Raw genomic sequence first — 14,411 nt, 5'->3', positions numbered from 1 at the left:
GTGCTGAGATTGCTAGTTCCTTAGTACCGGGTCGGAGGGAATGGACACCAAATTTTGTGCCAGACACAGATCCAATGTGGGAGCGGGCTTGCTCGCGAAGAGGCCCTCACAGTCACCATTGATGTTGCCTGACACACCGCCTTCGCGAGCAAGCCCGCTCCCACATTGGATCTGTGTTGGTCATTTGTTTGGGGTGGAATCGGCACGCGTCATTTGTGTGGCTCCCTATCGATACATCTCAGGCACGTCATAGCGCAGGCCGTACCGGGCATAAATGGCGTTCACCGAGCCCTCGCGAATCAACGCTTCCAGCGCCTCTTCCACGGCATAGGCCAACTGACGGTTGCTTTCGTGCACGGCCATGCCGATCTCCCAGAGCTGCCTGCCCATGTTCGGGTAGGCGTTTTCCGCCAGCACCACCTGCGGGTCCGCTGCCTGGTGAACCTGCCAGTCGATCTCGCCACGCATGGCCATGACCGCGTCGACTTCACCGACCTTCATGGCAGCGAAAGCCTGAGGCACGCCGGGATAGTGATGAGTCTTGCCGGCGAGCATGCCGTTGAACACCGAGGTCAGGTAGAACGAGGGCACGCTGTCGACTTCGACGCCGATCGGGTGGTGCTCGAACACCGCGACACTGCCCACCTTGTCCAGCCGCCGCCGGTCATAGGCGACTTGCCATTGTTCGTTCTGATACGGCCCGAACATCACCACATGGCCGTTTTCCAGTTCGCCCTGTTCGTTGCGCTTGCGCGCGTAGTCCTGGTCATAGGGCACGCGCATCATCAGGTCGGCCAGTTGCAGGTCGTGCAACTGGCTGGCGCGCCAGATGTAATCGCGCAGGTCATCGTCGAGCTTCTCGCCCGCAGGTGCCCACATCAACGTCAGACGCACGCCAAGTGCCTTGGCCAGCGCCTGGGCGAGTTCGACGTCGACCCCTCGCGGCTGGCCGGCGTCTTCAAAACTGTAGGGGGCGAAGTCCTTGTAGACCGCCACTTTCAGCTCCCCGGCGGCGATCATCTGGTCATAAGTACGGACCTGCGCCTGCGCCGCCTGGCAGCACAGCAGCACAGCGCTGATCAACACGGCGAGCAGGCGCATGGGTCATTCCTCGACGTGAACGCTGTCCAGGTAAGTGCGCACCGCCCACAAGGCTTCCTGGCTCAGGTAGTCGGCCATCTTCGGCATGTACACCCGACCGTCCCGCACCGCACCGTGGCGGACCCGTTCGACGAACCATTCATCACCGGCCTCGCCGACATCGAGCATGCGCAGGTCGGGGGCGATACCGCCGGATTTGGCTTCCAGGCCATGACAGGCCGCGCAGTTCTGGTTGTAGGCCGAAGAGCCGATTTCCACCGCTTTGTCGTGTTCCGGGGTGGTGCGGTACGGGTTCACCGCCGCCCAGCCGTCGGCATCGACCTGCACGCCGGCGTCCTTGATCGGGGTCAGGCCCTGGGTTGCGACGGCCTGGGGCACCACGTTACCGTGGGACCAAGCGGAACCTGCACTGATAAAACCGGCCAGCAGTCCGGCAACGAGCAAGGCGTTGCGTTTTGTTGTCATTGTTATGCCCTCGAGATTGCACGCAAAACCTCTTTGAAGAGGCTATGGCACCCATCTTGGGACAGGGGTCGCGCCAGCCCCATGCTGCTTTGGTGGCCGCCGCCCAGTACCTTGGTAGTAGGGCTTGTGGCGCACGCCCATCGGCCACAGAGCCGACACGCCTAGCGCCCCGGTGTCGCGGGCATCACCAGCAACGGCGCCGGGCGCGGGCCGTGAAGCTTGTCGACACCGATCAGGGTAAGGATCAGCAGCAACGGCAGGAGCAGCGCTTTGAGAACTCGCATGATCGATCGCCTCCAGGGTGATGGCCGTTGTTGCCATGCTAAAACCGCGCCGTCCGGGGCGAGTTACTACCTTGGTACTGGCTGACTGGTACTTTCTGCATATTTCATCCCCGGCCAAGGGTTCCTATGCTGGCGGTACCTGTAAAGGAGTGCCCCATGCGCCAGCTTGCCCCTTACGCCCTGATCTACCTGCTGGCGATTGCCTGCGCTGCCGGGCTGGCCACCCAAAGCCAGGCCGCGGACGCGCCGTTGCAGGTACAGATCGGCTACCTGGGCTATCGCCCCGACCCCGGTCCACTGCTGTCGAACGTCATTCCCGAGCCGGTCGACGCCGGGCTGCGGGGCGCGGAACTGGCGATCACCGACAGCAACAGCACCGGACGTTTTCTCCAGCACAGTTACAACCTGATCAGCGTCAATGTCGACAACCCCGAGGCGTTGCTCGAAGCGGCGAAAGCCCAGCACGAGCAAGGTCTGCGGTTGTTCGTGGTGAACGCGCCCGCCGTCAGCCTGCGTCAACTGAGTGCCGCCCTGCCCGACAGCCTGCTGTTCAATGCCGGCAGTCCTGACGACAGCTTGCGCACCACCGACTGCCTGCCAAACGTGCTGCACAGCCTGCCAAGCCGGGCGATGCTGGCCGACGCGCTGGCGCAATTTCTGGTGGTGCGCAAGTGGCAGCGAGCGCTGCTGATCGTGGGCCCGACCGCGGACGACCAGGCCTATGCCGCCGCCCTGCGCCGAGCCGCCAAGCGCTTGGGCCTCAAACTGGTGGCGGAAAAAGCCTGGAGCTTCGATAACGATCAGCGCCGCAGCGCCCAGGCCGACATGCCGCTGTTCACCCAGACTGCCGAATACGATGTGGTGCTGGTGGCCGATGAACGCGGCGACTTTGGCGAATACGTGCCGTACCAGACCTGGTATCCACGGCCGGTCGCCGGCACCCAGGGACTGACCCCGGTGGGCTGGCACAAGACCGTGGAAACCTACGGCGCCGCGCAGTTGCAGAAACGCTTCGAAGCCCTGGCCGGACGCTGGATGAACGATCGCGATTTCGCCGCCTGGATCGCCGTGCGCAGCATTGCCAGCGCCGTGAGCAAACTGCGCCAGGTCGAGCCGATGGCGATCCGTACGCTTGAGATCAGCGATCAGTTGCCGCTGGACGGCTTCAAGGGTCGCAAGCTCAGTTATCGCCCGTGGAACGGCCAATTGCGCCAGCCAATCCCCATCGTGCAACCCCGGGCGCTGGTCAGCACGTCGCCCCAGGACGGGTTCCTGCACCCCTTCAACGAAATGGACAGCCTCGGCTATGACAAGCCCGAGGTCAGCTGCCGCTTTCCCTGAATCGATAACCACAACAACAGGAATCTTGCCATGCGCCGCTCCCTGCTTTGCCGTTCCCTGTTTTCTTGGGCCCTGCTGCTCGCCGCCGGGCACGCCGCCGCCACTACCGCCTGGGTGTCCAACGAAAAAGACAACAGCCTGAGCCTGATCGACCTGCAGACCCTGCAAGTCACCGACACCCTGGCCGTCGGCCAGCGTCCGCGCGGTTTGCTGCTGTCCCACGACAACAAGCTGCTGTACATCTGTGCCAGCGACTCGGACCGGGTCCAGGTGATGGACGTCGCCACGCGCAAGATCATCAAGGAACTGCCGTCCGGCAAGGACCCCGAGCAATTCGCCCTGCACCCGAACAATCGCTGGCTGTATGTCTCCAACGAAGACGACGCGCTGGTGACAGTGATCGACACCGAAACCTCCAGAGTGCTGAGCCAGATCAGCGTCGGCGTCGAACCCGAAGGCATGGCCGTCAGCCCCGACGGCAAGTGGGCGGTGAACACCAGCGAAACCACCAACATGCTGCACTGGATCGATACCGGCACCCAGACCCTGGCCGACAGCACCCTGGTGGATCAGCGGCCGCGCTTCGTCGAGTTCACCCCGGACGGCAGCAAACTCTGGGCCTCGGCGGAAATCGGCGGTACCGTGACCATTCTCGACGTCGCCAGCCGCCAGGTCCTCAAGACGCTGACCTTCCAGATCAAGGGCGTGCACCCGGATAAAGTCCAGCCGGTGGGCATCAAGCTCAGCGCCGACGGCAAGTACGGTTTCGTCGCCCTCGGCCCGGCCAATCATGTGGCGGTGATCGACGCCAGGACCTTCGAGATTCTTGATTACCTGCTGGTCGGTCGACGGGTCTGGCAGATGGCGTTTACCCCGGATCAGAAGCAGTTGCTGGCCACCAACGGCGTCAGCGGCGATGTGTCGGTGATCGATGTCGACCGCCTCAAGGTGGTCAAGTCGGTCAAGGTCGGCCGTTATCCGTGGGGCGTGGTGGTGACCCCATGAGCGCCCTGGAAGTCAGTGACCTGAGTTTTTCCTACGGCGCGCGGGAGGCGTTGCGCCAGGTGAGTTTCAACCTGGCACCCGGGCGTTTCGCTGCGTTGCTGGGACCCAACGGCGCGGGCAAATCGACGCTGATTGCGCTGCTCACCCGGCTCTATGATGTGCAACGTGGCGACATCCGGGTTGGCGGTTGTTCCTTGCGCGACGCAGCGCGCCCGGCGCTCAAGCAATTGGGCGTGGTGTTTCAGCAAAGCACCCTGGACCTGGACCTCAGCGTCGAACAGAACTTGCGCTATCACGCCGCGTTGCATGGGATGTCGCGGCGTCAGACCGGCCTGCGAGTCGATGCCGAACTGGCCCGGCAGGCCCTGACCGAACGCCGTCGCGAACGGGTGCGCGAACTCAATGGCGGCCATCGGCGCCGGGTGGAAATCGCCCGGGCCTTGCTGCATGAGCCGCGCCTGCTGCTGCTCGATGAGGCCAGCGCCGGCCTCGACCCGGCCAGCCGCCTGGCGCTCAGCCAGCACATTCGCAGCCTGTGCCACGAGCAGCACATCAGTGTGCTCTGGACCACCCACTTGCTGGATGAAGTGCAAGCCAGCGACGACTTGCTGATTCTCCACCAGGGTCGGCTGGTGGCCAGCGGGCAGGCCGATGTCCTGAGCGTGGAGCACGGCGGCGACCTCGGTTCGGCCTTCGCGCGCCTGACCACCAGTGCCACTTCGGGAGTCGTGCTATGAACGCTTACTGGCAATGTTTGAGCGGCATCGTGCTGCGCGAATGGCTGCGCTTTGTGTTGCAGCGCACGCGCTTTCTCAGCGCGCTGGTGCGGCCGTTGCTGTGGCTGCTGGTGTTCGCTGCCGGCTTTCGCGCCGCACTCGGGATCGCGATCATCGAGCCCTACGACACCTACATCCCCTATGAGGTCTACATCATCCCTGGCCTTGCCTGCATGATCCTGCTGTTCAACGGCATGCAAGGCTCACTGTCGATGGTCTATGACCGGGAAATGGGCAGCATGCGGGTGCTGCTGACCAGCCCCCTGCCCCGGATCTTTGTGCTGTGCAGCAAGCTGCTGGCGACTTCACTGATTTCACTGCTGCAGGTGTATGCCTTTCTGGCGATCGCCTGGGTGTACGGTGTGCAACCGCCGGCCATGGGGCTGTTGCTCGCTTTACCGGCGCTGTTGCTGGTGGCGTTGATGCTCAGCGCGCTGGGTTTGCTGCTGTCCAACGCGATCCGCCAGCTGGAGAACTTTGCCGGGGTGATGAATTTCGTGATCTTCCCGCTGTTTTTCCTGTCGTCGGCGCTGTATCCGCTGTGGAAGATGCGCGAGTCGAGTGAGTGGTTGTATGGGTTGTGCGCGTTGAATCCGTTCAGCCATGCGGTGGAGCTGGTGCGGTTTGTCTTGTACGAGCGCTTCAATCCATTGGCGCTGGCGGTATGCGTGGGGCTGACGCTGGTGTTCACGCTGCTCGCCGTACTCACCTTCAACCCGCAACACGCCGCCTTGCGCAAATCCACCTGACCACACAAATCCATGTGGGATACCCCCCCTGTGTGCGAGCCTGCTCGCGAAAGCGGCCGCCCAGTCAGAGAAATGTTGCCTGACACGCCGCCTTCGTCGGAACGCCGCCCGGAACAGGCTCGCACACAATTTGATCTTCATTGATCATGAGAACGGTGTACGAAACAGGGTAAAATTACTACTTTAGTACTGCTTTACCTGTCTATCGTCGCATTCCAATCGCACCGCGACTGGCATGTAATGGGTGCATGACCCTGCCCGGCAGGACCATTTGGCGGGTACTCTGAATACATTGACCGTCGGTGTCCGTGCGCGACCGAACCTGCCCTTGACGCCGGCCCAACCCGAGCCCTTTCCCTGACCCTTACCCTTGCGTGTTGTTGCCCCACCCTAAACAAAAAATAATGAGGTGAAAGGCTATGTACAAAATTCTGATTGCCGACGATCACCCGCTGTTTCGCGAAGCCATTCATAACGTCATCAGCGATGGTTTCCCAGGTAGCGAGGTGATGGAAACCGCCGACCTCGACAGCGCCCTGGCGCTGACCCAGGACCACGACGACCTGGACCTGATTCTGCTCGACCTGAACATGCCCGGCATGCACGGGCTCAACGGCCTGATCAACCTGCGCAACGAGGCGCCGACCATTCCGGTGGTGATCGTCTCCGCCGAGCAGGACAAACAGATCGTGCTGCAAGCCATCACCTATGGCGCGGTGGGGTTCATCACCAAATCCTCGCCACGGGTGCAGATGACCGAGGCCATCCAGCAGATCCTCAACGGCAACGTCTATCTGCCGCCGGACATCATCCGCACGCAGAAAAGCGGCACCCATCGCCGGATGAACGATACCCCCAGCTTCCCGCCCGAATTGCTCCAGGCCTTGACCCGCAAGCAGTTGCTGGTACTGGAACGCATGACCAAGGGTGAGTCGAACAAGCAGATCGCCTACACCCTGGAAATCGCCGAAACCACGGTCAAGGCCCATGTCTCGGCGATTCTGCGCAAACTCAATGTGCACAATCGGGTACAGGCGATCCTGAGTGCCGGGGATATTGATTTCGGGTCTTATCTGCGGCGCTGATTTCAGCGCAACCGGAAGACCGAATCGGCCCCTTCGCGAGCAAGCCCGCTCCCACATTTGATCTCCAGTGAACACAAATTTTGTGGGCATTCGAGATCAAATGTGGGAGCGGGCTTGCTCGCGAAGGGGGCGGTACCGCCACCAGAAAAATCAGGGCCTACCGAGCAAATGACTCATCGCCGTCTTGAGCTTCATTGGCCGCACCGGCTTGTGCATCAGGGTATGCCCCAGTTCGCGGATCTGCTGCTTGAGTTCGTTGCTGTAGTTGGCGGTGATCATCAGCGCCGGGATCGCCGAGCCACGCCGGGCATTGATCCGGGCCACGGCATCCACACCGTTGCGGTCATCATCCAGGTGATAGTCGGCAATCAGCAAATCCGCTTCGGCGTGATAGTTGTCCACTTGCCGCGCCAGATCCTGTTCCGACAGCGCCGTCACCACCAGGCAACCCCAGCCTTCCAGCAACGTACGCATGCCGGCGCAAATGGCCGCGTCGTTGTCCAGCACCCACACCCGCGCCCCGCGCAAACGCTCCAGCATCGGCTCGCTCATCAGCAGGCTCGGCGGCGCCTTGGGGGCCGTGGCGCTCAAAGGCACCTCGACCGAAAACATCGAGCCCTTGCCCGGCCACGAACGCACGTGAATCCGGTGTCCGAGTATCCCGGCAATCTTCTCGACGATTGCCAGCCCCAGGCCCAGGCCGCGATCCTGATCGGGCCGCTGCACATCGCCGCGCTTGAACTCCTGGAAAATTTCCTCCAGTCGATTTTCCGCAATGCCCATGCCGCTGTCCCAGACTTGGATCGACAGCCGTTGCTGATGACGCCGGCATCCGAGCACCACCCGACCACTGTAGGTGTAGCGAATGGCATTGCTCAGCAGATTGCGCAGGATCCGCGCCAGCAGTTGAATGTCGCTGCGCACCAGCGCCGAACACCTGATGAAATGCAGCTCCAGGCCTTCACTGCGGGCGACCTGGGTGTACTCGGCCGCGAGGTTTTCCAGCAGCTCGCTCAGGGCGAACGGGGCGATGTCGGCCTTGATCACCCCGGCATCCAGCTTGGAAATGTCCACCAGGGTACCCAGCAGATTTTCCACGTCTTCCAGGGAATTGCTGACATTGCGCACCAGAACCGCGTTGGCCACCGGTTCGCGGCGCTCCAGTAGCGCACTGGTAAACAGCCGTGCGGCATTCAACGGTTGCAACAGGTCGTGGCTGACGGCGGCCAGAAACTTGGTCTTCGACAGGTTGGCCTGTTCGGCGTCGAGTTTGGCCTCGCGCAGGCGTGATTCCACCCGCCGACGCTCGTCGATTTCCCGCAGCAACTGATCATTGAGGGTGGTCAATTCCACCGTGCGTTCGCGCACCCGCAACTCAAGATTCTGATAGGCCTGGTGCAAGGCCTCGGCGGTGCGCCGGCGTTCGGTGATGTCGCGGATCAATACGAAAATCCCCACCACTTCGCCGCTGGCCAAACGATTGGGCACGTAGGAGCGCAGCATGTAGCGCTCCTGATTGTTGATGTTGATTTCGGCAAATTCGAAGGTCACGCTCTCACCGGCCAGGGCCCGGGCCACGTAGGCTTCCAGGCGCTGGTAATGCTGCTCGCTGTGCACTTCGCGCAGGCTCTGGCCGAGCATCACGCCCCGGGGCCAGCAATACCACTCTTCATAGACCTTGTTGGTGAACTCATAGACCAGATCGGCATTGAGGTAAGCAATCAACGCTGGCACATGGTCGGTGATCAGGCGAATCCAGCGCTCGCTTTCGCTGAGGGCTTCGGCATGTTGGTAGCGCTCGGTGATGTCGGTGAAGGTGTTGACGAAGCCGCCGGTGGGCAATGGATGGGTGCGGATTTCCAGGACCCGGCCATCGTACAGGCGCTGCTCGCATTCCTGCACCGGGCGCCCGTTGCCATCACGACTGGCCGGGGTCAGCAGGTTCAGCTCGCTGTCGGCGATCACTTCGGCGAACGGCCGATGGGCCGCCACCGGGGCCAGGCCGCTCAGCTCAAGAAAACGTCGGTTCCACAGTTCGAGAATGCCCTCGGCGTTGACCATGGCCACGCCCTGGGACAGGTTATCGACCGCCCGTTGCAGCAGATGGGATTTCTGTGCCACCGCCTGTTCGCGACGCACGGTCTCGCTGAGCTTGACGTCGGTAATGTCGGTGAACAGGATCACCCGTCCACCTTCCTGGGTCGGCCGTTCGCTGACTTGCAGCCAACGGCCGTCCGGCAGGCGATAGAGCAGGTTCTCGTCGGCATGCCCGCGGGGTTCTTCGATGAACAGCCCGGTGGCGGACATCAGCCGCTTGACCTCGGCCAGGCGCATGCCGGCGATGATCCGCACCCGGCTGTTGCCCCAGAACGCCTTGAAGCGGCTGTTGAACAGCACGATCCGCTGATCGGCATCGAACAGCACGAAGGCGTCGGAAATGCTCTCGATGGCATCGATCAAATGCTGATGCGCGGTTTCGGCACGCAAGCGCGCTTCGCTGAGCAGGTGATTACCGGACTTGAGTTCGGCCATGGCCTGGTTCAAGGCGTCGGTGCGCTCACGGACCTGTTCGGCCAGCACCACCGAATGCTGGAACGCCGCGTAGGGGTCGTTGCCGCGGGTGATGCCGGACTCGATGCGCTCGATCAGCGCACTATTGATCCGCTGCAACTTGTGATTGTCGTGGCGCAGGCTCGCGAGTTCGGCCCGCAGGTCAGCGCTGTCCAGGGGACCGGCCTCGGGCAATGGCAACCCCGGTGAAGGTCTGGTTGATGTGCATGCCATTGAACTGTTCTCCGTAGGTGTTGAAACCCATCACCCGCTGGTCACGCAAAAAGCCGCCGATCTGCTCCAGGTGCCCGCCGTCTTCCAGCTCCAGGCGCCTGAGAAAACAGTCGCAGCCGATGGTCAGCAACAGCTGGCCGAGACGCTCCTGCAATCCCTCGAACAGGTTTTGCAGATTGGGCAGTATCGGGCCCGGGGTCATGACCGTGAGGACGATGCCGTTTTCCACCGCGCAGTAGAAACTCAGGCTCAGGTCCGGATGCACCTGCTGGATCGCCCGCACGTAATACTGATCGTTGATCCGCACCGCCAACGGGTGCGCGGCGAAGATCCGGTGATCGAGTTCGGCCACCGGTACGCCGATGTGCCGGGCGTACTCCTCGGCGGCGGGTTCGGCATTGAGTTCGAAGACCCGGCGCGAGGCGCTGTCGGCCCCGGTGACGACCAGTTTTTCCGCCCGGGGCAGGATGTGGTGAGTGGTGAAGACCTCGAAATCGAGCCAGGTGTTGACCAGCACCACCACCGCCGCGCCGCTGTGAAACTCGCCATTGAAATAGACGTGGGTGTGGGTCAGGTAGTTGTCATCACCGGCCGAGCCGCCGAAATGCGGGATGTCGCCCAGGGCCGCGCTCAAGGCGGCGAGGACCATTTCTTCGCGGCTGGACAGGCCATCGAGCAAGGTCAAGGCAAAACTGTTGCCCTTGATCGGCGCCAAGGTGTTGCTGCGACAGCCACTGACCAGGCGCTCGACCATCTGCTGGGCGTCGATCAGGCTGAAGCGTTCCATCTCGCAGATCAGTTCGGCGTCGATGGAAAAATGTCGATGATCGAAGCCCACCGCGGTCACGCAGTTGCGACCGTAGCCCAAGGGGGTGATTTCCCCGGCGCTGGTGCAGCCCACCAGGCGAATGCCGCCGAAGCTTTGCTGCAAGGCCTGGCCCAGCGCCTGCAAATCGTACGCGGCGGAGCAGAAGAACAGCACGAAGCCCAGATGGGGATGCAACAACTGCCGCGCCAGCTCCTGGGCCGCCTGCCCGGCATCGGTGGCCTGGGACATGGCACTGACCACACCTTCACTCTGGACCTGCTGCATCGTCGCCTCCCGCGGGTGCGTGTGTATGAGGGATGAGTGTACGAAGGGTGTGGGGGGCTACCTATGCTACTTGGGTAGCGGTCTGGCGGTTCGATGGGATGAGAGCCAAACGATATCTCCAACGCACAGCAGATCCCCTGTAGGAGCGAGGCTTGCCCGCGAAGAGGCCGTCACATTCAACATCAATGTCGACTGACACACCGCTTTCGCGGGCAAGCCTCGCTCCTACAGGGGATCTAAGTCGCCAGCGGTTACCAGGTCAACACCGCCCCCACCGCAAAGGTATCGGTGTCTTCGTTCTGCGCACTGGTGTCATGGCCATTGATTTCGAACTGGTTGTACTCGGCCACCAGCTTGAGGTTGTCGTTGACGTCATGGAACAGCGCTATGCCGCGGGTCTCGTAATCCGCGCCGCTGCCGACCACGCCATTGCCGTCGTCCTCGGTCTTGCCATAGGACAACGCCAGGCGGTTCTTGCACAGCTTGTACGAGCCTTGTAGCAAGTAGCCGTCGCTGTCGACGTTACGCAGGGTCGGTTCGCCCGCGTTGTTGGTGAAAAACGGGTTGATGCCCTTGGCCTGAAAGCCCGAACCGGTCAGCGACAACCCGCCCATTTTCGCCTGCACGCCGTAGCCGACGCCTTTGGAGGTGATCGATTCAACGCTCGAATCGGTATTGTCCGAAGTCTGGTAGCTGCCGTTGACCCAGCTATAAATCTTGGCTCCGGCGAGGTCGAACTGGTAGGTGATCTCGCTCTCGGTCCGTGGGTTTTCCTGGTACGCCTTGCCCGTCGGGCTGCTGTCGTTGGTGTCCACCGGGTCCATGATCCCCACCGCCACCCGCAGGCCGTCCATCACCGGGGTGCGATAAGTGATCTGCGAAGTGGGGAACGGATAGGGATACCCCGTGCCGATGTTGCCGAACGACACCCCGCCACCGTCCACCAGCCCCAGGGTATCGCTGACCTGGCCATAACCGGCGAGCAATTCATCGAGCAGGATGTTGGAGCGGGCAAACAGGCCGAAGTCCTTGCCGATCAACACTTCGCCCCATTGCGGATTGGCCACCGTGCCGTAGAACTGGCGCACGTCGATGGCGGTGTCGGTGCCGTTGGTTTCGCTGTCGTTGATGGTCACCCAGAACGAGGCACGGGCGCCGAGCTTGAGGTCATCGACCTGCTTGCCCATGTTGAAACCCAGGTAGTTGGGCAGAAAGCCCATCTTGACCCGCGACTGCCGACGGTCGTACTGCTCGCCGGCACGGTCGACATCGCTGTTGACGTAGAAGGCGTTGATGTAGCCGTCGGTGGAAAACGTGGTCTGGTCCTTGTCGTACAGCATGATCTCGGCCTCGGCCATGGAACTCAAGCCGAGGGTCGACAGGCTGGCGAAAAAGGCAGGCAAGTAACGATGCTTGAAGTTCTTATTGTTGTGCATGGCGCGCTCCGCAACGGGGACTTGATGTCGGAGGCGATTATCGAAAGCGGACCGGCGGCGTCATACGCTGCCTTGGAGGCGGTTGTCGGGTGCTTTGGAGTGGCGGGTAATGCCCGGCAAATTCGGTGTAAGACCGGCAATCGGCAAGGCTCGCCACTTAGGGTGTACGCCTGTGGAACCGACTGGCATCCACAGGAACCGGTACCCGCTAGGCGCCCGCTCTGTACAGCATGTAGGCGGCAACCACCACACAGATGCTGGCAAAGCCTATCTGCAAGGCCCGGGCCGGCACGCGCGCACACAGCTTGCGGCCAATGACCATGCCGACGATGCTGGCGACGATGAACGCCACGCCCAAACCGTCGATTCGCACCCCGGCGTGAAACGCACCGATGACCCCGATCGCCGAGATCAGGCTGATCACCATCAGGGACGTGGCGACGATCCCGCGCATCTGCACGTCGGTCAGTTGCTTGAAAGCCGGGACGATCAGGAACCCGCCGCCCACCCCGAGCAACCCGGAGACGACCCCGGTCACCGCACCGAGTGCCGCCAGGGTCGCGGTGCATTTGGCGGTCCAGGAAAAGCGCCCGGTCTGCTGATCGAGCATGCAGTTCTTCTGGCCCCAGTTGGCGTGGCCATGGTCGCTCGGCCCTGGCTCCTGGCGCTCACGGCGCAGCATGCGCCAGGCGACCATGACCATCAGCAGGCTGAACAGGATCATCAGGACGCTTTCGGGCAACTGATGGGCGAAGAAGATGCCCACCGGCGAAAAAATCGCCCCCAACAAGGCGATCAACAATGCCGCGCGATAGCGCACCAGACCGTGACGCAAACCATCGATGGCCCCGACCGCCGCGGCACTGCCCACCGCAAACAGCGCGACCGGTGCCGCCTGGGTCATGGTCAGACCCAACCCCAGCACCAGGGCCGGCACCGCAAGAATCCCGCCACCGGCGCCAGTCAATCCGAGGACCAGGCCCATCACCACGCCAAAAAAACCTGCCAGCAACATAAAACACTCATGATCCGCGAAAAAAAAGCCGGGAACGCCCGGTATCGATTGAGTGACAGGATAGAGCCCGTAGCGCTTTTTTCATCAACAGAATTAATACGCAGGTGGTCAACCCAGGGGAAATGAAACTACCCTCATGATCTGTCCCAAAGAAAAAACCATTATGCCCGCCTTGATTGAAGCCTTCCTCGACCCCGCCTCGTCCACCTACAGCTACGTCATCTACGAAGCCTGCGGCGGTCAATGCGCGATCGTCGATCCGGTGCTCGACTATGACCCGGCAGCCGGACGCACCGCGTCCACCCAGGCGGATAAAATCATCGCCTTTGTGCGTGAACATCAGTTGCAGGTGCAATGGCTGCTGGAAACCCATGCCCACGCCGATCACCTGTCCGCCGCGCCCTACCTGCGTCGGGAATTGGGTGGCAAGATCGCGATCGGACAATCCATCGGCAAGGTTCAGGACGTGTTCAAGACCCTGTTCAACCTTGAGCCCGAATTTTCGGTCGACGGTTCGCAGTTCGATCACCTGTTCGCCCCGGACGAGTCATTCATGATCGGCAACCTCAAGGCCACGGCCCTGCACGTACCCGGCCACACGCCAGCGGACATGGCCTATCTGGTCGATGGCGAGCAGATTCTGGTGGGCGATACGCTGTTCATGCCGGACGTGGGCACCGCGCGCTGCGACTTTCCTGGCGGCAACGCCAACCAGATGTTCGCGTCGATCCACAAACTGCTGGCCTTCCCCGCCAGCGTCAGTCTTTACGTTTGCCACGATTACCCCACCGGGGGCCGCGAATCCCGGTGCATGACGACGGTGGGCGAGCAACGCAAAAGCAATATCCACGTCCATGACGGCATCGACGAAGCCGCGTTCGTCACCATGCGCAACCGGCGCGATGCCGGTCTGGGCATGCCGACGCTGTTGCTGCCGGCGATCCAGGTGAATGTGCGGGCGGGGAATTTGCCGCCGCCAGAAGACAACGGCGTCACCTACCTGAAAATCCCCCTGAACAAACTCTGACCCTGTGTAGGAAGCCGGCTTGCTGGCGAAGGCGTCGTCATGGGCACTGCAAGGCTCGAGGCCGCCTTCGCTGGCGAGCCAGCTCCTATGTATGGACTCGCCCCCACTGTCTACCCGCTTTCAAAAAAAACTGCCGCCCCGTTGCATCTATGTATTAGGCCTATTCGAGGAAGCCGTCATCGGCTTCTGGCCAAAATTGGAAGAGCTCGTGGCATGCCGATTACAGTCAGGCCTCGAAGGCCAGTAGGAG

General features: G+C 62.0%; 13 protein-coding genes. 6 read left to right on the top strand and 7 right to left on the bottom strand.

The features are described from left to right. Positions 1 to 225: 225 nt before the first annotated feature. The 3 genes from F8N80_RS27415 to F8N80_RS31930 all read right to left on the bottom strand — a co-directional run bounded on the left by F8N80_RS27415 (position 226) and on the right by F8N80_RS31930 (position 1,850). The gene (locus F8N80_RS27415; protein ID WP_150785118.1) at positions 226 to 1,101 is read right to left on the bottom strand and encodes a substrate-binding periplasmic protein; all 876 of its coding nucleotides are present in this window, start codon (positions 1,099 to 1,101) and stop codon (positions 226 to 228) included. 3 nt (positions 1,102 to 1,104) lie between these two features. After that, on the bottom strand, positions 1,105 to 1,566 hold the full coding sequence (gene pedF, locus F8N80_RS27410) for a cytochrome c-550 PedF (RefSeq protein ID WP_150785117.1): 462 nt from the start codon (positions 1,564 to 1,566) through the stop codon (positions 1,105 to 1,107). Positions 1,567 to 1,727: 161 nt separating this feature from the next. Beyond that, the gene (locus tag F8N80_RS31930; RefSeq protein ID WP_263596669.1) at positions 1,728 to 1,850 is read right to left on the bottom strand and encodes a hypothetical protein; all 123 of its coding nucleotides are present in this window, start codon (positions 1,848 to 1,850) and stop codon (positions 1,728 to 1,730) included. A 156-nt stretch (positions 1,851 to 2,006) separates the two neighbouring features. Between F8N80_RS31930 and F8N80_RS27405 the strand changes: the two genes are divergently transcribed. The 5 genes from F8N80_RS27405 to F8N80_RS27385 all read left to right on the top strand — a co-directional run bounded on the left by F8N80_RS27405 (position 2,007) and on the right by F8N80_RS27385 (position 6,806). Next, complete coding sequence (locus tag F8N80_RS27405) at positions 2,007 to 3,191, top strand: ABC transporter substrate-binding protein (RefSeq protein WP_150785116.1); 1,185 nt, start codon at positions 2,007 to 2,009, stop codon at positions 3,189 to 3,191. A 30-nt stretch (positions 3,192 to 3,221) separates the two neighbouring features. After that, positions 3,222 to 4,196, top strand: a complete 975-nt coding sequence (locus tag F8N80_RS27400; protein WP_150744567.1) for a YVTN family beta-propeller repeat protein — start codon at positions 3,222 to 3,224, stop codon at positions 4,194 to 4,196. After that, positions 4,193 to 4,933 (top strand): ATP-binding cassette domain-containing protein, encoded by a 741-nt coding sequence (locus tag F8N80_RS27395; protein WP_150785115.1) that lies wholly within the window; start codon positions 4,193 to 4,195, stop codon positions 4,931 to 4,933. The genes F8N80_RS27400 and F8N80_RS27395 overlap by 4 nt, the downstream gene beginning before the upstream one ends. Next, the gene (locus tag F8N80_RS27390) at positions 4,930 to 5,721 is read left to right on the top strand and encodes an ABC transporter permease (RefSeq protein ID WP_150785114.1); all 792 of its coding nucleotides are present in this window, start codon (positions 4,930 to 4,932) and stop codon (positions 5,719 to 5,721) included. The genes F8N80_RS27395 and F8N80_RS27390 overlap by 4 nt, the downstream gene beginning before the upstream one ends. Positions 5,722 to 6,140: 419 nt before the next feature. Then, complete coding sequence (locus tag F8N80_RS27385; RefSeq protein WP_084320911.1) at positions 6,141 to 6,806, top strand: response regulator transcription factor; 666 nt, start codon at positions 6,141 to 6,143, stop codon at positions 6,804 to 6,806. Positions 6,807 to 6,956: 150 nt separating this feature from the next. Here F8N80_RS27385 and nahK read toward each other — a convergent pair whose 3' ends face one another. The 4 genes from nahK to F8N80_RS27360 all read right to left on the bottom strand — a co-directional run bounded on the left by nahK (position 6,957) and on the right by F8N80_RS27360 (position 13,134). Next, positions 6,957 to 9,551 carry a hybrid sensor histidine kinase/response regulator NahK/ErcS' gene (nahK, locus tag F8N80_RS27380; protein WP_150785137.1) on the bottom strand — a complete coding sequence of 865 codons (2,595 nt, stop codon included), beginning with the start codon at positions 9,549 to 9,551 and terminating at the stop codon, positions 6,957 to 6,959. Beyond that, complete coding sequence (gene nosP / locus F8N80_RS27375; protein WP_150744570.1) at positions 9,520 to 10,683, bottom strand: nitric oxide-sensing protein NosP; 1,164 nt, start codon at positions 10,681 to 10,683, stop codon at positions 9,520 to 9,522. Before nosP ends, nahK begins: the two co-directional genes overlap by 32 nt. A 251-nt stretch (positions 10,684 to 10,934) precedes the next feature. Beyond that, positions 10,935 to 12,119: a porin gene (locus tag F8N80_RS27365; protein ID WP_150785113.1), complete on the bottom strand. Its 1,185-nt coding sequence runs from the start codon at positions 12,117 to 12,119 to the stop codon at positions 10,935 to 10,937. Positions 12,120 to 12,327: 208 nt separating this feature from the next. Beyond that, the gene (locus tag F8N80_RS27360; protein WP_150785112.1) at positions 12,328 to 13,134 is read right to left on the bottom strand and encodes a sulfite exporter TauE/SafE family protein; all 807 of its coding nucleotides are present in this window, start codon (positions 13,132 to 13,134) and stop codon (positions 12,328 to 12,330) included. A 163-nt stretch (positions 13,135 to 13,297) separates the two neighbouring features. On the opposite strand from F8N80_RS27360, the gene F8N80_RS27355 reads away from it, so the two are divergent. Next, complete coding sequence (locus tag F8N80_RS27355) at positions 13,298 to 14,161, top strand: MBL fold metallo-hydrolase (protein ID WP_150744573.1); 864 nt, start codon at positions 13,298 to 13,300, stop codon at positions 14,159 to 14,161. The last annotated feature ends 250 nt before the right edge of the window (positions 14,162 to 14,411 follow it).

Source organism: Pseudomonas fluorescens (assembly GCF_902497995.1).
GTDB lineage: Bacteria > Pseudomonadota > Gammaproteobacteria > Pseudomonadales > Pseudomonadaceae > Aquipseudomonas > Aquipseudomonas fluorescens_BK.
The sequence above is the reverse complement of the archived record's forward strand: the minus strand, read 5'-3'. Positions and strand labels throughout refer to the sequence as shown.